The sequence below is a fragment of the Pelosinus propionicus DSM 13327 genome (genome assembly GCF_900114615.1).
Classification (GTDB): domain Bacteria; phylum Bacillota; class Negativicutes; order DSM-13327; family DSM-13327; genus Pelosinus; species Pelosinus propionicus.
In genome coordinates this window covers 78,002-94,615 of the sequence record NZ_FOTS01000016.1, presented here as the reverse complement: position 1 = coordinate 94,615, position 16,614 = coordinate 78,002, and the positions used below count along the sequence as shown (strand labels likewise).

Below are 16,614 nucleotides of genomic sequence, written 5' to 3'. Positions count from 1 at the left end.
CTATGAGAGAGCAGGGTTTAATGACAGGCATGAATGCCTAACGTGTGATTATGGCTTCTTTACTCTAGGGTGCTAACAGCATTCATCAGTTAGTTTAAATCTTTATCCTTAAAGTAACGAATTCCTCTGATGGTTAAGCTGGCTTCCAGTCCCTTATCGGTCAATTGATACATCCAAGTATCCTTGCCCGCTGAGACAGCTCCTTCTAAGGCTCCTCCACTTACACTATCTGTCGCTGCTGCAGTAGCCTGCCCACCTACATTCCATTTATCATTGATGAAATCTAAATACGCTTCTTGCGTTTGGAATCCTAAAACCACATCAAATTTTTTAATACCAAGCCCAAATCCAACCTGTACATCACCTGTTCTCATAAACGTTTCTTCTTGGGTAGCATTATGAATTGCCAATCCTTTGCCGCCTCCGCCTCCTAGGAAAACTACCTTCACGTCGGTAATACGAAAGACAGCATATCCTACAGCATTCTCAACAGCTTGTCTGGCACCTGGATGAACCGTATAAAGTTTATCCAAGGTTTCCTGCGCTGAATTTCGTATCGATTGACGCTTTTCTTCCTTGCTTGCGGCGCTTACTACAGAAACCATCAAACCTAAAATAAGCATTACGATTGTAATAACTCGCATAAATTTCATACTTTTTTCCTCCCTGGCACAGCTCTATAAGCTCCATCTTTCTGCCGCATTTATGTATGTCACATGTAAACCACTATTTTATTTACCTTTAAAGAAAATAGCTCGTACAATCTCAACAACGGCCTTAGCGTAAATAATTAGCGTTTCCCACTCTACTTTTACATCATCGATCACATCATTTGCCTGACTGGCTGTCTCCTTAACACTTGCGGCTATCTGATTGACATTTTCCAATACCGCAGGCAATAGTGATATCGTTTCTGTTAAACTTATTTCACTAACATTAAGAATTCGTTTAACATCATCAAGTATAAGTGCTATTTTTCGTAGGACATAAATCAAATAAATACCAATTGTCACTGCAATCAAAAATCCGATTGTCATTCCGATATCATATATAGATATATACACTCTTATCCCCACTTTCCAATGCGTTACTGCATCAACTGCAACTTATTAAGCATTCCCTAAGACCGATTACTTATATTTTTTTATCACCAGAGCAAAAGACTTCTTTAAGTTCTGTAAAACATCGCCAAGCACATCTTTCATCTCCTCCTGCTCACACTCGCTGCTTTCCTGCACTTTTCTGTAAGCAGCTTTAAAACGATTTTGCTCCACCTCAAGCCATTGAACTTGTTTAAGATAATCTAACTTCTGACTCGGGGAAATGGTAGAGGCCCTTCCTTTCAAATCCTGCAAAATTTGATTATACTGCATTAAATACGAATCCACCCATTCCCATTGATAGATTTGACTTTTCATCCATATCCCCTCCACATCCTAGAACGGATACGTCACCAATCTCTTCTTGCTAATTTACCCATTACCCAAAAAACAGAGCACAATAAAGCTGCTACTACTACTAAACTCACTGTTCACTCCCTCCTTAGCATTAAGCTCCACTCTTATCTGATTGATTAGGTATAACTGCACCGTTTTTCGACATAACTTGCCACTTCAATGACTTATAAATATATATTTCACTAAAATCTTCTTTTTCCTGCGATACTTGCAATAAGTTTTTCCATAGAAATAAGAATTATTTTATAATAATTGTATAAAATTAAACCACGGCGGAGCATTTCTGCCTGGCCGTGGTTTTACATGTTTTTATGTGCTTCTATCTTACTTTGCAGGTAAATCTTCATTTTTTTCCTTTTTTATGTCAGAAATCTTTTCTTTAACATCACTCATGATATCATGTGACTTTTCAGAAAGTCTTCCTTTGGTCTCAGCTACCAAATCCTGAGTTTTCGCAGATATCTCTTTAATTGTCTCTGTAACATTCTTTGCATTTTTTGCAAGACCGGCACGAGTTTCCTTCCCAGCCTTAGGTGCCAGCAAAACCCCAGCAACCGCTCCAATTGTCATTCCTAACGTAGCACCAATTGCTACCTTTTGACGTACTCGTTTCTCACGGTTTCGTTTCCCCTTCTGCAGCAAATCCAATATCGACATAGCCTCGTCCTCCCATCATGATTTCATCAATTAGTAGTAATGTAATATATAATTACATCTACTTCACTCTTTCCCCTGCGATAACTTCAATAAGGATTGTCCTAAAATAAGCTATCATTTTATCAAAAGTATATAAATTGATTACCATTTTGACAGTTTAGGATGTATTTTGAAACTTACTGTTCACTACCAGAAGAAGTTGTCTCCAGCAGCGATAAAAGTTTTAATGCAACGGATACATCCATGCGAACCTGTAATGAATCTAAATCAACGCCCATCATTTTTTCTAAATTTCGTTTGCGAAAAACAACCGTTTGGGGATGCACAAAAAGCCGTTTTCCAATTGTCTGGGCAGATGCTCCGGTAATGACTTCTTTGAGGGTGGCAAGCAATTCACTTTGATCTCCCTTGCCCTCAGGGTTTAACAGCGCTCCCAAATGATAGTTAATAAATTGCCTTGCCTGCTGGGAAGAGCAGTCATTAAAAATAAATTGATAACACCCCAGCTCCTCCCAATAATGCAGCAGATTTTCTGGATACAGTACAGGACTGCATAGAAGTGACAGACGTGCCTGATCATAGACATCGGCAATCAAAAATGTTGCTTCTGAAGAATGAGAAATACCACCGCGAATCTGCATTCCTTGCCAAAAGCGTGTCAGCTGCTCTGTAACCGCTTCTGCCACGACCTTAGTCTGCTTGAGTGATACCCGAAGCTCCTTAACCGGCAGAGGGTATAAAATGGCTATCCCCTCTTGGGTTTGCCAGGTCACGCCTCCGATTTGACGCTGGATGTTATCAACCAATCGATCGACAGAATGCTGCCGCTCCCCACTTTCCTCAATCGACGTATTTTGGGGCAGACTTTGCCAAGGAGTCGCCAGCAAAAGAATTACAAAGGGCGGTTTTATTTTCAATTCCAATTGAGCAGCTCCTGCCACTAATTCTTCTTGAGAAATTCTTCGATGAATTACATCATTCAACAATTCTCTGCGCTTGCGTCGTTCATATCCATATAATTGCTCTTGTTCTGCCTTTTTCGTAGCCGTAACGTCAAATCCAATTGCCGACAGCTGAAATTCACCTGTTACGGGATCAATTACCACACGATTTGTCCAATCAATCCATACTCGTCTTCCTGAAGAAGTCATATTTTCACTCAAATGACGCTGAAAAGAACCATTATTATTCTTTAATCCTTCAAATACTTCGCGCAGGTCTTGCCCCATTGAGTCATATTCCGGTGCGATCGTATCAAAAACAGACTGTCCAATCAGTTCATCTTTAGAGAACCCAAAAAATGACAGTCCCCATTCATTCATAAAAATAATTTCACCAGATGAATTGATGATCACAATAATGACTTTGGCTGCTTGAACCAGTTCTTTGTATCGTTTATCACTTTCCTGCAGCTTTTTTTCTGCCTCCATTCGTTTGGTAATATCAATATAAAGGATTGCCAGATGATCTTGAATCGGACTATAAGCAATAACAGAAAACCATTTTTTTAATGGAAAGGAATAGCACTCTATGGTAGTAGGCCCTTCATTTATTACCTTTTGGCATAAATTTACCCAACTTAATTCTGGCAAGATACTCGTTAAGGTAATCTCACTCGATTTCTTGCCGATAATATCGTTCACGGAACGGTTAGCCATACGGCAATAGGCAGCGTTTGCTTCTAAAATAATCGAATCTATAATGCTATGATCGTCATTGGTTATAATTCTTTCATAATTGAAGCCTTCGCTCATGTGCTCAAATAAATTCGTATATTTCAGCTCATTCCGGAACATTTCATCCTGCAGCTCACGAACCTTGGTAATATCACGCCCCACACACAGTACAGAGGCAATACTATTATCGGTATGAAACTCTGGCACAAGCTGCAAATGAAAAACCATTCTTCTATTGTCAATAAAATGCTCCAATTCCCGCTGAATCGATTGCCCCTTATTCAGCACACCTTTGATGCCCTGCCTAATAATGATGCAAAAAGCACGGGGCAGCTTAAGCTCTTCATTTGTCTTGCCTATAAATGCCTCTTTGGGCATTCCGGCAATCGGTTCAATTGCTGGATTCACATATAAATATCGGCACTCGCCATCATAGCGGGCAATAAGATCATTGGAATTCTCAGCAAGTGCCCGGTACTTGTTTTCACTGGCAAGAATCCCCTCTTCCCATAGCTTTCTTTCAGTAATATCAATACAAGTTGATAAACTTTTGTAATAATGACCACTATCATCTTTTATAAATAACGTACTGATCAAAACAGGAAAAACAGAACCATCTTTGCGAACCATTTCCAGATCCGTCTCACCAATCTGCCCCTTTTCTTTTACTCCGGCAGCATAGGCTTGGTATCTAGCACGGCTCTTTTCTGTCAATATATCCTCAAAGCAAAGGATTCCAATTACTTCTTCTCGTCTGTATCCCAGCCATTTTAGCTCTGTATCATTCATATAAATAAAGCTTCCATCTAAATGCAAGGAATGGTAACCGCCAGGAGCATTCTGAAATAAATTCATCCAATCCTCTGCCAATTGATTCCGTTCGTAATGACAGGTTTGAATGGCAGATTCTAACTCATTTACTTCTGTGATATTCCTGACACTAATCAGGTAAACCGCGTCCTGCTGAAATGCAGCACACCGACATTTCATTTCAACAGGAAATTCCTTCCCATCGCTGTGCAAATGGGTTGTACGATAAACCAGAGCACTTTGATTGGCCGTAAAACATTTACTCTTCTCCGTTTCTGCAAGCTCTTTCCCATGAAGATCCTGAATGCGAAGAGTCAGCAGCTCTTTGATCGAATAACCATAAGTCGATGATGCAGATTCATTGGCATACCAAATACGACCATCTGAACGGACTACCAAAATAATATCGGGCGTTTGTTCCATTACCATCTTATAAAACTCGTTATTCAATGGATCGATGCTTTCGCCTTTCAACTTACTATGCGTCATCCTGACCTCCTCTAAGTTCTTCATTTTTCAACTTGATGAGAAGTTAAGTGCTCTACCGCAGTTTATTGAGTTTACATATTGCACGATATCATTGTTGTATAAATTTGTCAATCTTTCTTTATTCTTGCCGTTTCAGCACTTTTTTTCACTAAAAAACCATTCCATTCTACTGTATCGTTCGAATGAAATGGCTATGTATTTTACCTATAATATTTGCCCGTACATTCCGTAACAGCAATCTCAATCACAGCAGTCCCCTTTACCCGCTGTTCTGAAAGTATTTCTCCTGCAAAATGCGGCGTGTATTTTGCAACGACTTTATCTAATATCTCTCTTTTAGCATCTAAGTCTTCCAGCACCACAGCATTTCCTAATGCAATAATACTCGTAAACTGGGTATTGGTATCACAAGCTTTTTCAACTCCATCATACATGAGACGCAACATTTCATCCACCTCAAAGCAAACCTTGGAATTTCGCTTGATATTGTCGATTTTCTGTCCCTTCGGCAGTCCATGGGTATAGATCTTTTCCTTGTGATATACGAAATGGATAGGAACTGCATAAGGAAATCCATCCTGATTTTGCGTTACGATTCTGCCAACCTGCGCTCTTTCCAATAGCTCCTCAACCTCCTTTTTGGTTAACGCATGGGTTTTCATTCGATGCTGCATAAGTGCTCCTCCTAAACGTGATGATCTTGTTGAAAGATCAAGTCATTCAACCATTTTATATGTCCATCTTGTCTCTATAAATTGATTGTGATAGTATCATAATATATAAATTGGCAGTATTAAAAGTGCCAATTTAAGATAATTAAATAGATACAATTTTAAAATAGCAGACTACTTCATGGTACTGCAAGGAGAAGATTTCATGATCCACATAGATGGCACATTACATATGCCTATGTATCAGCAGATTTATGAACAGCTAAAGAAAAAAATTCTGACAGGCACCTTCAAGGAAGGTGATCGACTAACACCCACACGAGTATTTGCAAAAAATTTTTGCGTTTCCAGAAACACAGTAGAAAACGCATACTCTCAGCTATGCCTTGAAGGCTATGTCTTAAATAAACCAGGTTCTGGTTTCATTGTTCAAAATATGAATGATCAAGTACTTATTGCTGAACAGCCAAAAGAGCCAGTCCATGAATCAGACGATGCCGATCAATCACCGCTCACTTCTGAGGAGTCTGAAAAATACCTCTATGATTTTCAATATGGAAATCTTGACATTCCATTTCCGTATTCCTTGTGGCGTCGCTTTACTGCGGAGGTTCTTTTGTCATTGGATGCGCGAAGAATCAATTCTTACAATGATAAACAAGGCGAGCTAGATTTACGAATTCAAATTATGAAATATCTGCAGGAAGCACGAGCCGTCTCCTGTACTCCTGACCAAATTGTACTCTGCTGCGGAACGCAATATGCGTTAGACTTGGTGTGTAAGTTATTCTCGGACGGCAATCGTAAGCTGGCAATGGAAGAGCCTGGTTATAATGGTGCACGAACCGTCTTTGAGAACAATGGATTTGAAATCCTGCCAATTCCAGTACAGTCAGATGGGATTCAGGTCTCGACTTTGGAGCGTTCCTCCGCGAAGCTGGCTTACATTACACCGTCCCATCAATTTCCGACTGGTGTGGTTATGCCTATTCAAAATCGCTTTCATCTCCTTCATTGGGCAACTGAAGCAAACGGCATCATTATCGAAGATGATTACGACAGTGAATTAAGATACCATGCAAGACCCATCCCTGCACTCCAGTCACTTGACACCAGCGGAAGGGTGATTTATATGGGCACGTTTTCAAAATCACTTTCTCCCGGACTTCGTATGGGGTATATGATTCTGCCTAAATGGCTGCTGCCCAAATATCATGCCATGTTTGCGAGGTACTCTTCTTCGATTCCATGGCTGGAACAAAAAATTGTCAGCTTATATATGGCAGGCGGTCACTGGGAACGTCACCTGCGAAAGATTTGCCTGTACAACAAGAAAAAACATGATATCATGCTGAAAACGATCACACAACTCATGGGCGACAAGGTCATCATACAAGGCAGCAATGCAGGCCTGCATATCCTTTTGGAATTTGCAAATGGAGAAAAGCAGAATTGGCTGATCGATAAGGCAAAAGAGTATCAGGTAAAAGTGTACCCGACTACGCCATTTTGGCACGCAACAGAAAATCGTCCTGAAAATACACTTCTACTTGGCTTCAGCATGCTAAATGAAAAGGAAATCTTCAATGGACTTACGCTTTTAAATAAAGCATGGTTTGGTCACAAATGACCAAACCATGCTTACTCATTAGCTATGAGCACTGCTTTGTTCCCGATATTTTTTAGGAGGGAATCCGACATATTTTTTAAAACATTCATAAAAAGTAGAAAGACTTCTAAAGCCGCATGCCAGTGCAATGTGTACGATGGTTAACTCGGTACTGACAAGCATCTGCTTTGCCTGTTCCACTCGCAGCTTATTCATGTATTCTACAGGTGTCATTTGAAATTGCTGGCGAAACAAATGAATACAATGGTTTTGACTAATTCCCAGCTTTTTAACTTCAGCAGTAAGCCTGTCCTTATCAGCAAAATGAGCATCAAAGATCTCTTTAATTTTTTCAATGATATCCAATACAGGGCAAAACTCCTTTAAATCCGGACGACATCTTTTGCAAGGCCGTAATCCATACGCATAGGCATCTTTAATTTCATCAAAAAATTCAACGTTGCTTCGCTTTGGTTCTTTGGATTTACACGATGGCCGGCAAAAAATGCCTGTTGTTTTCACACCATAAAAAAATCTGCCGTCATATGAATGGTCACAACCAACAACAGCCTTCCATTTTTCCTCTGTCGTTAATGCTGTCATACTGCTCCCCCTATCTTGCATCTCCTACATCTATCTTACTCTTATTATAGCAAAGATATCGCTACCGTCTTACGGTATTTCACTTTGTAATTTTAGGGACATTCACACCAAAGAATCCCTATGATAAAATAAATTCACAGCTATCGAAAAATTTGTCAGCTGCGATTTTATCGCGCTTTTAAACGAGAGGGAGGATGTATGGAGAAGACAATAAAAGAGCGTATCCGCAGCTTGGCTGATGAAGAGTATCGGCAGTTTCAAAGCAAGCTGGTACCAGGTGCGGACAATATTTTGGGAGTACGCCTTCCACGATTGCGAAAACTGGCAAAAGAACTTGCCAAGAACGATTGGCGCAGTACGATTGCTGTGGTGCAGGATGAGTATTACGAAGAAGTCATGCTCCAAGGCTTGATCATCGGCTATGCAAAGGCAGATATCGAGGAAATCTTGCAGGCAATTGCCGCCTTTGTGCCAAAAATCAGCAACTGGGCAGTCTGTGACTGGTGCTGCGGCAGCTTCAAAATTACCAAAGAGCATCCTGCAAGGGTTTGGGATTTTCTACAGCCTTTCCTGCTGTCGCAAAAAGAATACGACCTGCGCTTTGGCATCGTGATGCTGCTAACCTTTTACATCGAAGATGAATATATCGACAGAGTGCTCCTGCTTTTCAATCAGGTTCATCATGAGAGCTATTACGTTAAAATGGCAGCAGCCTGGGCCCTTTCCATCTGCTTTGTTCACTATCCTGAAAAAACGATGATCTATCTAACAGACAATGAACTGGATGACTTCACCTACAACAAAACACTGCAAAAAATCACGGAATCCTTCCGTGTAAGCAAAGAAACCAAGGTCATCATACGCAACATGAAGCGCAGCTGAGACTCTTGGGTCAAACCCATTGAATCCTATAAAAAAGGGCATCACTCCCTAAGAGTAATGCCCTTTTGTACTGCATTTAGTCTACCTGTAGTCCCTTATAGCCCTTTAAAATAGGCTGTAATACAGCTAGCATTGTTTTTATTCCGCCCTCGATATCAGACTCAAGATTCATCACTAGCAGCGGTTCATGCAAGGATATGCGCAGCATAAACCATCCATTACCGCTGGATTCATCAGCTGTTATCCGTATACCATCATAATTCTCAGCTACAAGACTCCATCCTTCTATGCCCTGTACCTGTTTTTCTATATCTTCAAGAATTGCAGTTCCGCATGCCTTAAAATCCTTGTCTAGAATCGGCATTCGAACCTCTTTCCCCTCATAAGGCATCTGCAAGGTTTCGATAACACTCTGGATTTCTTTGTTATCCTGACGCAGCATTGCTACCTTGATGAGTATCTTAGCAATCAAATAAGCACCGTCATCCAAGAAATAATTTTCTTTGCAGGCGGCATGACCGGAAGTTTCAATCGCTAAATGGCAAGGTTCTCCGGCAGCATTCAGGCGTTTTGCTTCATTGATTACATTCTTATAGCCCCGTTTAAACCGCCGCTGTCTTCCCCCCTGCTCTTCAATAAACTTGCGTAAGCCCGTAGAAGTGATGGAATCCGTAACGATCACCGTTTGAGGATGCTCTTCCAGAACAATGACGGAAAGCAGCGCAATCAAGGCATTGCGATTGATTTCCACACCGTTGCTGCTGACAATGGCAGCTCGATCCACATCGGCATCAAAGATAATCCCCAAATCTGCCTTAGTACCAAGCACTGCCGCTTTTAGCGATTCCATCGCTGCTTGATTCTCAGGATTGGGAGAATGATTGGGAAAGGTACCATCCGGTTCTAGAAACTGGCTTCCTGTTGTAATCGCACCTAATGGCTCCAAGACCTTTGCCGCAAAAAAGCCTCCTGCACCATTACCGGCATCCACAATAATATGGCAGCCGTGCAGCGGCTTTTCATAATTCTGCTGGGAGTTAACGCCCTTACGAATCGTCTGAACTAATAGCTCAGAATACTCTGCAATCAAGTCTTTCTGATGAATGGTGCCCTTTTCTTCACTGCAAGCAGAATCTGCCTGTGATGCATTCTCTAAAATAGCTGCAATATCTTCCTTTTCGCAGCCGCCGTCTTTAGTGAAAAACTTTAGACCATTATGGTAAAAAGGAAGATGGCTGGCGGTGATCATGACAGCCCCATCACACTGATAGTTCTTGAATATCGTAGTCATGAACATGGCAGGCGTTGTGCTCATACCGCAATCATAGACTTCACAACCTAATCCGGCTAATCGGTCAATCAAAGCTTTCTTTAATTCCGGACCCGACAGCCTAGAATCCATGCCAATCGCAATCTTACAACTCGTCGGCTGTACCTGTTTTACCTCTAGCAGCCATTGTCTAAACCCGGAACCAATCGCCTGTACAATCTCAGCTGTCAGATTTACTGCCTTCTCCGGCGTTGCAATCGCAATCCCCCGGATATCCGTACCATTCTGCAGCCGTTTCCAATTTTCCATCATACTAAACACCTACCTATTCTTCAAAATATCCTGAACAAAATCATACAAATTCCCTTCGGGAAAGAGATATCCAGGTATACCAGCGCCCTTGGCTGCCTCAATGTCCCGCGGCATATCTCCGATCAGAAAAGATGCGCTAAGATCAACGGGCCATTCCCTGCAAGCCTGCTCAATAAGTCCTGGTAACGGCTTGCGGCACGTGCAGACTTTTGCATACTTTTCTGTGATTCCTTCTGGATGATGAGGACAAAAATAAAAAGAATGAATCAGACCGTGCCGTTTCTCCACTTCTTCCGCCATATAGCTGTGAAGAGCATACACATCCTCTTCCTCAAAAAATCCTCGGGCAATACCACTTTGGTTGGTAACAACAAAGACAAAGTACCCCTGGTCATTGAGCATCTTGATGGCATCAATCGCCCCAGGCATCCATTCCAGCTCTTCCTGTTTATACAGATACCCTCTATCCAGATTCAATACTCCATCACGATCAAAAAAAACGGCTGGTCTTTTCTTCACATCGTCCCCTCCTATGCCAAGAAGTCCCTCATTATTACTTAGCTACTATTTGGAATTTTCCTGCAAATCTTTCTTCGCTAATTCCCCTCATAAAGAGACAAAAATAGCCGCTGCATCGCTAACGCAGCAATTTACTCGTTAACCCTTGCAAATTAAAACATTGCACATACCGGCTAATGGAACTTTTGAGCTTATCGATCAGATAGCGATTCCCGTCAATCCCCAGCTTCTGCATATTCGTATACAAGATTTTCATCTCTTGCTTTACTTCTTCCTGCTCATAGGTATAATGACCGCAGATCTCACAGATCGTTTCCATCAATTCTTCATCTTTGCGAATATCCTCCACTGACAAATGTACATCATCGCCAATCAGCCACTTCTTCCATCGCCCGCTGTTTACAGCATTTCTAGACATAACAGCCTTCAGATTGGATTTCTCCTCTAATCTGCCATTTTCAACTTCCTTTTCCTCCAATCGAATCAGTTCCAGATAAGCTCTGGTTTCGATATAACCGAACTCAGGCGCTACGTTCATAGCAGTAATACTTAAGGATGGATGGTCAAGAATAATGTAGTCGTCCAAATAATCTCCATTATGCTCTTTTAAACCCACTCCATATTTCTTGGCCGTATACGCCAGCAGTTTTGAACTCTGATAGCTGAACTCTCCCACATTTTTCGTCAGTTTTGTTAACGTACCGGTCTGTCCTACGATAAATACCGGAATGGGAAGTCCTCGTGCCGACAGTTCTCTCGTCAGCTGCAGAATAAAGCGTTCATAGGATTCCTGACTGGTCAGCCCTCCATTGGTTTCCTCCGTACCGACTTCATAGCCAATCTCCGGCAAGCCACGGGCTTTTCGCTCTTTCTCTACATATGCAATGAGGTGAATTGTTCTTCTCAGGACGACCTCCATATCAATGGACTTTCCAACAACATAAGGGTCTTTTGTGGGATCAATATGCAGTAAATCAAATCCATGAATCAAATCTTCCAGATACGACTTCTTTGCCAATTCCATAGCCGTGTCTTCGGGCAAATGACTGCTGCGCTCATTATCTCTTTGCCATGGTCCGCCATGATCCCGGCACAAATAATACAGACCTGTAAAACCTACCTCTTGGGCAATCCCGGCAATGGCCTCGCGAAATCCCTGCTGATCCCATCCGCATACATAGCCCCCGCCTAATTCCTTGGCATCCACTTGGTTGCGGCTGGCGATGAACAAAATCGGAAAATCTTTTTCCTTCGCCAATTCGAGAGAAGCAACGATGAGATTCCTCGACATAGGTCCGATGCCCAGCAGTGTCGTTTTGTGACCCGCCTCTTCCAAAACAAACATCTTATCAATGACTTCCCGCAAACTCATCTTCTGCATGATCCGAATCCCCCTCCTGCTGCTCTTGCAAATTCCTTCCTCACATCTACCTTCAAGAAATTAACCATCAAGGCAGTAACCACCGTCCCTAGAAAAATACCTATTAGATAAACTGCCGGATTATCCACCACCGGCAATACAATCGGTCCACCATGCGGCGCATGATCTCCCACCTTGCCGAGGGCGCCAATCACCGCACCTACAGCAGACCCCGTCATAATAGAAGGCAGCACTCGCAAAGGATCGGCAGCAGCAAAGGGAATCGCACCTTCTGTAATTCCGATCATTCCCATGGCTAAAGCAGCCTTGCCTGCTTCCATTTCTTCGGCACTGTATTTTCCTCTCGCCAGCAATGTAGCCAGTCCCATTCCTAAAGGAGGCGTACAGATCGCAATGCCGATCGGCCCCATAACCGTATATACGCCTTCTGCCATCAGTCCAAAAGCAAACATACAGGCGGTTTTGTTCACAGGACCGCCCATATCAAAGGCAATCATCAATCCTGTAATAATGGCAATCACTACCGCTCCCTGCTGACTGATACTTTTCAAGCCATCCGTAATCCCGCCCATCACAGAGGCAATGGGTTGTCCCAGTAAATAAATATAAGTAAGACCAACCATTAAGGAACTCAATATCGGAATGACAAAAATGGGCATGACAGGACGCAGGTAATTGGGAACCCTCCAGCCCTTAATCCATTTCACGATATAGCCTGCAAACAGCCCCATCACCAAGGCACCCAGAAAACCAGCTTTATAAGGACTGTCAGCAATGGGCTGATTTGCCAGATACCCTCCGATCATACCGGGAACCACTCCCGGCTTGCCAGCAAGGCTATAGGCAATATATCCAGCTAGGATCGGAATCATTAAGGTAAAACCTGCAATACCGATATTCAAAATGTGATTGGCTAAGACACTGGTGACCTCCATCCCCTTTTCTCCTGGAGTCCCCGTTGCCAAAGCACCAGCAATGCAAATCCCTCCCACTACTACCGAGGGAATCATATAGGAAACCCCTGTCATCAGATGGTTCTTTACTTTCTTGCACTCAGCCAGCAATGCTTCATTCATAACCCCATCCCCTTCATTTCTGCTTTTTGGATGATATCCATCGGATTCTCTATGGCTTTTCCGACCTCCACTGTCACCTTTTGCTTTCCGTCAAACCGCTCTTCCCCTTCTACATTCACGCCCACGGCAAAGATTACAACCCTTGCATCGGCAATCTCACCTGCTGACAGCTCATTCTCAATTCCCATCGCTCCCTGGGTTTCAACTTTGATCTCATGTCCTTTTGCCCTTGCCGCTTTCTCCAAAGCAGCCTGCGCCATATACGTATGAGCAATCCCCGTCGGACAGGCACATACACCAATCATTTTCACAATAATCCCCTCCTCTACAGCCCCATTTCCTCTACGATCTCCAAGACCTTGCGTGCATCTTCAGCTTGTTCCAGCCTTCTCCGATATGATTCCTTCATCAGCCCTCTACTGATATTGGCTAAGATCTTTAAATGCAGATCACTGGCCTGCTCTTCCGGTACACCAATCAGAAAGATCAGTCTAACTCCATTCTCCTCCCTGCTATCCCAGAAAAATGCCTCTTGGCTTCTGGCAAACGCAATAAAGGGTTCCTCCACAAAGCTGCCTTTACCGTGAGGTATAGCGATACCATAGCCAATGGCAGTAGAAAATAACGCTTCCCGATCAAATACAGCCTTTGTAAACTCCGCAGCATCCCGAATACGACCAAGCTCCCATCCCTTGCGGGCTAAGTTTTCGATGATTTCCGTTTTGTTTTTCGACTTCAAGTCTAATTCAATCAATGACTCATGAATGATCATGTTTCGCCTCCAGTATATTTTTTTTGCAAAACAAGGATGTAAGAAAATATTATGGATTGTTCACAAAATGAATTTAGGTTTTTCTTTTCGATATACTATAGGTAACCAACCTAGGGCGCAAATTTACTTATACGCTCTCTTCTTTTGCAAGATTGCTCATGCACCACAATTGCATCGTAGTTCGGACTTTAATGATAAGGATCGCTTATTCATAAAATTATTCATCCTCCTTTACGTAACTTTTAATCTCTTCATTTTTACGCGCTCGTAAATCATTGACTAAAAAAAATAAATCATTGAATTCTAAATATGGGAAAGCTGCTAATGCGCCTGCTATAAATTCTCCACCTGGATCATTATGACGATGATCCTCATCAGGCAATCGCGCTCGCCATATTTGCGTTGTTGAAACCCCCATTTTTATCGCTAGCTCTCCATCAGTCCATTTTTCTTTTTTAACTACCTCATTAAATTTAGCAAGTTTCAATTTAATTTTATTAGCCAATTCTATCACCTTCTTATTACGCCCTCGTAAATATAATAGCACAACCCTTACGAACTCGCAACGATATTGCAATAATTTTTACGTACTCGTAACATTACGTAGACGCAATAATCTTGTTATAATAAAAAGGGAGGTGTATCATGTCTGAAATAGGAAAAACAATTGACAAACTTCGCTTAGAAGCTGGATATGAAAGTTTAGGACAATTATACAAAGCCTCAGGCGTGACTATTGCCACTCTATCTAGAATAATTAATAACATTCAAAAACCAGGACCAGCGACATTAAAGAAGCTTGCTCCCTGTCTTGGTGTCTCACATGAATTTCTTTTAAATATAGCTGGACATATAGAGTCTAACGCCCAGTTCACTCAATCTACAAATAAAAAAGCCCCTAAAGATCTAATTAATTTTCTTGAACAGTCAGAAGTCCTATTCGACGGAATTCTGCTGACTAAAGAAGATAAAGCGAAAACCAAAGCGGCACTTGAAATTATATTTTGGGATAGGAAGCAAGAAAAGCAGCAGAAAAAATCGTAAAACGATTTTTTCTGTTGCTTTATTATATCTATTAATAAATTATTGCATTTAATTTCTTAAACAAATATTATTTTCATTACATGTCACCAATGGCACGTAAATCATAGTAACATCCTATCATTTGTTTTAAGCACAGCAATAGCCTACGGACAAAAATACAGGCAGATTCTCACGCTGTGCTTTCTGAAACGCTTCTGCTCATGAAAACTATACGCCAAATGAAACAAGAGTGAGACTAATTAAATCATATGTTTTTCTCCCCATTGAAACATGAGTTCCAATATTGGGATTAGTGTTTTTCCTTCTTCAGTCAGCCAATATTCAACTTTAGGAGGAACTTGATTGTATTGTTCTCTATGAATTAGTTGGTTATTTTCCAATTCTTTTAGTTGGTGGCTTAATGTTTTATGTGCAATCGGTTGTAATGTATCTTTCAATTTATTATATCTTATTACCTTAGCTTCATATATTTCCCATAATATAATCCATTTCCATTTCCCTTCAAGAATAGACATTGTATAGTACATTGGGCACTTTTCGTATTTCTCATTAAATTTTTCCACGACATACTCCTTTACTCACTTTTGAGTTAGTATCTAACAAACTTGTGCATACTTAACTCATTTCCCATAATGATATATAATGCAGTACATAAAGTCAATTTCAAAGATATTAATGGAGGGGTGCGTATGAGAATCTTAGCAATTAACGGCAGTCCACGAAAAAACTGGAATACTGCAACCTTACTGAGCAAGGCACTGGAGGGAGCAGCCTCACAAGGCGCTGAAACGGAGCTTATTCATCTTTATGATCTTAATTATAAGGGATGTATTAGTTGTTTCGCCTGTAAACTAAAAGGCGGAAAAAGTTACGGAAAATGCGCGTTTAAGGATGGCCTTACTCCTGTTCTAGAAAAGATTGAAAATGCCGATGCCATTATTCTAGGATCTCCGATCTACTTTCACAATATTACCGCTGCAATGCGGGCACTCATTGAGCGAATGGGATTCCAGTATCTACAATATGATGCAGACTACTCCTCTTGTTTCCAGAGGAAGATCCCTGTTGGCTTTATTTACACCATGAATCTAAACGAAAGTACGATGAAAGAGATGGGATATGATCGCATTCTTAAGTTAACAGAAATGGCAATGGGAAGGGCTTTTGGGACCTCAGAGTCCTTATTCGTTACAGACACCTATCAGTTCAGTGATTACTCTAAGTATCTTATAACGATGTTCGATGGTGACGATAAAGCCAAAAGACGACAAGAGGAATTCCCCAATGACTGTAAAAAAGCTTTCGAAATGGGCGTAAGGTTCGCAACTGGTAACGCTATAGATTTAAAAACGGAATCCTTTCCTTCTAAGACCTAAACTAAAAAAA

The 16,614-nt window shown here is 41.5% G+C and carries 19 protein-coding genes; 4 read left to right on the top strand and 15 right to left on the bottom strand.

Annotated elements, in window-relative coordinates:
- Nucleotides 1-89: 89 nt before the first annotated feature.
- The 6 genes from BMZ99_RS10710 to BMZ99_RS10685 form a co-directional block, all read right to left on the bottom strand.
- Entirely contained in the window at nucleotides 90-653 is a 564-nt protein-coding gene (locus BMZ99_RS10710) for a lipid-binding SYLF domain-containing protein (protein WP_090936545.1), read from the bottom strand.
- Between the two features lie 78 nt (nucleotides 654-731).
- Complete coding sequence (locus tag BMZ99_RS10705; RefSeq protein WP_090936584.1) at nucleotides 732-1,037, bottom strand: hypothetical protein; 306 nt, start codon at nucleotides 1,035-1,037, stop codon at nucleotides 732-734.
- Nucleotides 1,038-1,130: 93 nt separating this feature from the next.
- Entirely contained in the window at nucleotides 1,131-1,418 is a 288-nt protein-coding gene (locus BMZ99_RS10700) for a sll1863 family stress response protein (RefSeq protein ID WP_090936542.1), read from the bottom strand.
- Between the two features lie 363 nt (nucleotides 1,419-1,781).
- The gene (locus tag BMZ99_RS10695; protein WP_090936539.1) at nucleotides 1,782-2,114 is read right to left on the bottom strand and encodes a YtxH domain-containing protein; all 333 of its coding nucleotides are present in this window, start codon (nucleotides 2,112-2,114) and stop codon (nucleotides 1,782-1,784) included.
- Between the two features lie 176 nt (nucleotides 2,115-2,290).
- Nucleotides 2,291-5,089, bottom strand: coding sequence for a PAS domain S-box protein (locus BMZ99_RS10690; RefSeq protein ID WP_090936536.1), 2,799 nt, complete (start codon nucleotides 5,087-5,089; stop codon nucleotides 2,291-2,293).
- Between the two features lie 200 nt (nucleotides 5,090-5,289).
- Nucleotides 5,290-5,763, bottom strand: a complete 474-nt coding sequence (locus tag BMZ99_RS10685) for a pyridoxamine 5'-phosphate oxidase family protein (RefSeq protein ID WP_090936533.1) — start codon at nucleotides 5,761-5,763, stop codon at nucleotides 5,290-5,292.
- A 202-nt stretch (nucleotides 5,764-5,965) separates the two neighbouring features.
- Between BMZ99_RS10685 and pdxR the strand changes: the two genes are divergently transcribed.
- Complete coding sequence (gene pdxR / locus BMZ99_RS10680) at nucleotides 5,966-7,390, top strand: MocR-like pyridoxine biosynthesis transcription factor PdxR (protein ID WP_090936530.1); 1,425 nt, start codon at nucleotides 5,966-5,968, stop codon at nucleotides 7,388-7,390.
- An 18-nt stretch (nucleotides 7,391-7,408) separates the two neighbouring features.
- Here the strand turns inward: pdxR and BMZ99_RS10675 are convergent, their stop codons facing one another.
- Nucleotides 7,409-7,972 (bottom strand): bifunctional transcriptional activator/DNA repair enzyme AdaA, encoded by a 564-nt coding sequence (locus tag BMZ99_RS10675; RefSeq protein WP_090936527.1) that lies wholly within the window; start codon nucleotides 7,970-7,972, stop codon nucleotides 7,409-7,411.
- A gap of 198 nt (nucleotides 7,973-8,170) precedes the next feature.
- Between BMZ99_RS10675 and BMZ99_RS10670 the strand changes: the two genes are divergently transcribed.
- Entirely contained in the window at nucleotides 8,171-8,854 is a 684-nt protein-coding gene (locus tag BMZ99_RS10670) for a DNA alkylation repair protein (protein ID WP_090936524.1), read from the top strand.
- 76 nt (nucleotides 8,855-8,930) lie between these two features.
- Here the strand turns inward: BMZ99_RS10670 and BMZ99_RS10665 are convergent, their stop codons facing one another.
- From BMZ99_RS10665 to BMZ99_RS26300, 7 genes are all read right to left on the bottom strand, one after another.
- A complete protein-coding gene (locus BMZ99_RS10665; RefSeq protein WP_090936521.1) occupies nucleotides 8,931-10,436 on the bottom strand; it encodes a phosphohexomutase domain-containing protein in 1,506 nt (501 codons plus the stop codon).
- A gap of 9 nt (nucleotides 10,437-10,445) precedes the next feature.
- Complete coding sequence (locus tag BMZ99_RS10660) at nucleotides 10,446-10,955, bottom strand: D-glycero-alpha-D-manno-heptose-1,7-bisphosphate 7-phosphatase (RefSeq protein WP_090936518.1); 510 nt, start codon at nucleotides 10,953-10,955, stop codon at nucleotides 10,446-10,448.
- Between the two features lie 118 nt (nucleotides 10,956-11,073).
- Nucleotides 11,074-12,336, bottom strand: coding sequence for a class II D-tagatose-bisphosphate aldolase non-catalytic subunit (locus tag BMZ99_RS10655; RefSeq protein ID WP_090936515.1), 1,263 nt, complete (start codon nucleotides 12,334-12,336; stop codon nucleotides 11,074-11,076).
- Nucleotides 12,324-13,412, bottom strand: coding sequence for a PTS fructose transporter subunit IIC (locus BMZ99_RS10650; protein WP_090936512.1), 1,089 nt, complete (start codon nucleotides 13,410-13,412; stop codon nucleotides 12,324-12,326). Before BMZ99_RS10650 ends, BMZ99_RS10655 begins: the two co-directional genes overlap by 13 nt.
- Nucleotides 13,409-13,717, bottom strand: coding sequence for a PTS fructose transporter subunit IIB (locus BMZ99_RS10645; protein ID WP_217645078.1), 309 nt, complete (start codon nucleotides 13,715-13,717; stop codon nucleotides 13,409-13,411). Before BMZ99_RS10645 ends, BMZ99_RS10650 begins: the two co-directional genes overlap by 4 nt.
- Before the next feature lie 20 nt (nucleotides 13,718-13,737).
- Entirely contained in the window at nucleotides 13,738-14,184 is a 447-nt protein-coding gene (locus tag BMZ99_RS10640) for a PTS sugar transporter subunit IIA (protein ID WP_090936505.1), read from the bottom strand.
- A gap of 217 nt (nucleotides 14,185-14,401) precedes the next feature.
- Nucleotides 14,402-14,689, bottom strand: a complete 288-nt coding sequence (locus tag BMZ99_RS26300; RefSeq protein ID WP_175490528.1) for a hypothetical protein — start codon at nucleotides 14,687-14,689, stop codon at nucleotides 14,402-14,404.
- A 140-nt stretch (nucleotides 14,690-14,829) separates the two neighbouring features.
- Here BMZ99_RS26300 and BMZ99_RS10630 point away from each other — a divergent pair, with 140 nt between their 5' ends.
- Nucleotides 14,830-15,228: a helix-turn-helix domain-containing protein gene (locus BMZ99_RS10630; RefSeq protein ID WP_090936504.1), complete on the top strand. Its 399-nt coding sequence runs from the start codon at nucleotides 14,830-14,832 to the stop codon at nucleotides 15,226-15,228.
- 239 nt (nucleotides 15,229-15,467) lie between these two features.
- Here the strand turns inward: BMZ99_RS10630 and BMZ99_RS10625 are convergent, their stop codons facing one another.
- Nucleotides 15,468-15,791, bottom strand: a complete 324-nt coding sequence (locus BMZ99_RS10625) for a winged helix-turn-helix transcriptional regulator (protein ID WP_090936501.1) — start codon at nucleotides 15,789-15,791, stop codon at nucleotides 15,468-15,470.
- Between the two features lie 126 nt (nucleotides 15,792-15,917).
- Between BMZ99_RS10625 and BMZ99_RS10620 the strand changes: the two genes are divergently transcribed.
- On the top strand, nucleotides 15,918-16,604 hold the full coding sequence (locus BMZ99_RS10620; RefSeq protein ID WP_090936499.1) for a flavodoxin family protein: 687 nt from the start codon (nucleotides 15,918-15,920) through the stop codon (nucleotides 16,602-16,604).
- Nucleotides 16,605-16,614: the final 10 nt, after the last annotated feature.

What these genes read in the sequence shown, in the direction of transcription:
- BMZ99_RS10710 (WP_090936545.1), bottom strand. Translation starts at nt 653, where the DNA reads ATGAAATTTATGCGAGTTATTACAATCGTAATGCTTATTTTAGGTTTG.
- BMZ99_RS10705 (WP_090936584.1), bottom strand. Translation starts at nt 1,037, where the DNA reads ATGACAATCGGATTTTTGATTGCAGTGACAATTGGTATTTATTTGATT.
- BMZ99_RS10700 (WP_090936542.1), bottom strand. Translation starts at nt 1,418, where the DNA reads ATGAAAAGTCAAATCTATCAATGGGAATGGGTGGATTCGTATTTAATG.
- BMZ99_RS10695 (WP_090936539.1), bottom strand. Translation starts at nt 2,114, where the DNA reads ATGTCGATATTGGATTTGCTGCAGAAGGGGAAACGAAACCGTGAGAAA.
- BMZ99_RS10690 (WP_090936536.1), bottom strand. Translation starts at nt 5,089, where the DNA reads ATGACGCATAGTAAGTTGAAAGGCGAAAGCATCGATCCATTGAATAAC.
- BMZ99_RS10685 (WP_090936533.1), bottom strand. Translation starts at nt 5,763, where the DNA reads ATGCAGCATCGAATGAAAACCCATGCGTTAACCAAAAAGGAGGTTGAG.
- pdxR (WP_090936530.1), top strand. Translation starts at nt 5,966, where the DNA reads ATGATCCACATAGATGGCACATTACATATGCCTATGTATCAGCAGATT.
- BMZ99_RS10675 (WP_090936527.1), bottom strand. Translation starts at nt 7,972, where the DNA reads ATGACAGCATTAACGACAGAGGAAAAATGGAAGGCTGTTGTTGGTTGT.
- BMZ99_RS10670 (WP_090936524.1), top strand. Translation starts at nt 8,171, where the DNA reads ATGGAGAAGACAATAAAAGAGCGTATCCGCAGCTTGGCTGATGAAGAG.
- BMZ99_RS10665 (WP_090936521.1), bottom strand. Translation starts at nt 10,436, where the DNA reads ATGATGGAAAATTGGAAACGGCTGCAGAATGGTACGGATATCCGGGGG.
- BMZ99_RS10655 (WP_090936515.1), bottom strand. Translation starts at nt 12,336, where the DNA reads ATGCAGAAGATGAGTTTGCGGGAAGTCATTGATAAGATGTTTGTTTTG.
- BMZ99_RS10650 (WP_090936512.1), bottom strand. Translation starts at nt 13,412, where the DNA reads ATGAATGAAGCATTGCTGGCTGAGTGCAAGAAAGTAAAGAACCATCTG.
- BMZ99_RS10645 (WP_217645078.1), bottom strand. Translation starts at nt 13,717, where the DNA reads ATGATTGGTGTATGTGCCTGTCCGACGGGGATTGCTCATACGTATATG.
- BMZ99_RS10640 (WP_090936505.1), bottom strand. Translation starts at nt 14,184, where the DNA reads ATGATCATTCATGAGTCATTGATTGAATTAGACTTGAAGTCGAAAAAC.
- BMZ99_RS10630 (WP_090936504.1), top strand. Translation starts at nt 14,830, where the DNA reads ATGTCTGAAATAGGAAAAACAATTGACAAACTTCGCTTAGAAGCTGGA.
- BMZ99_RS10620 (WP_090936499.1), top strand. Translation starts at nt 15,918, where the DNA reads ATGAGAATCTTAGCAATTAACGGCAGTCCACGAAAAAACTGGAATACT.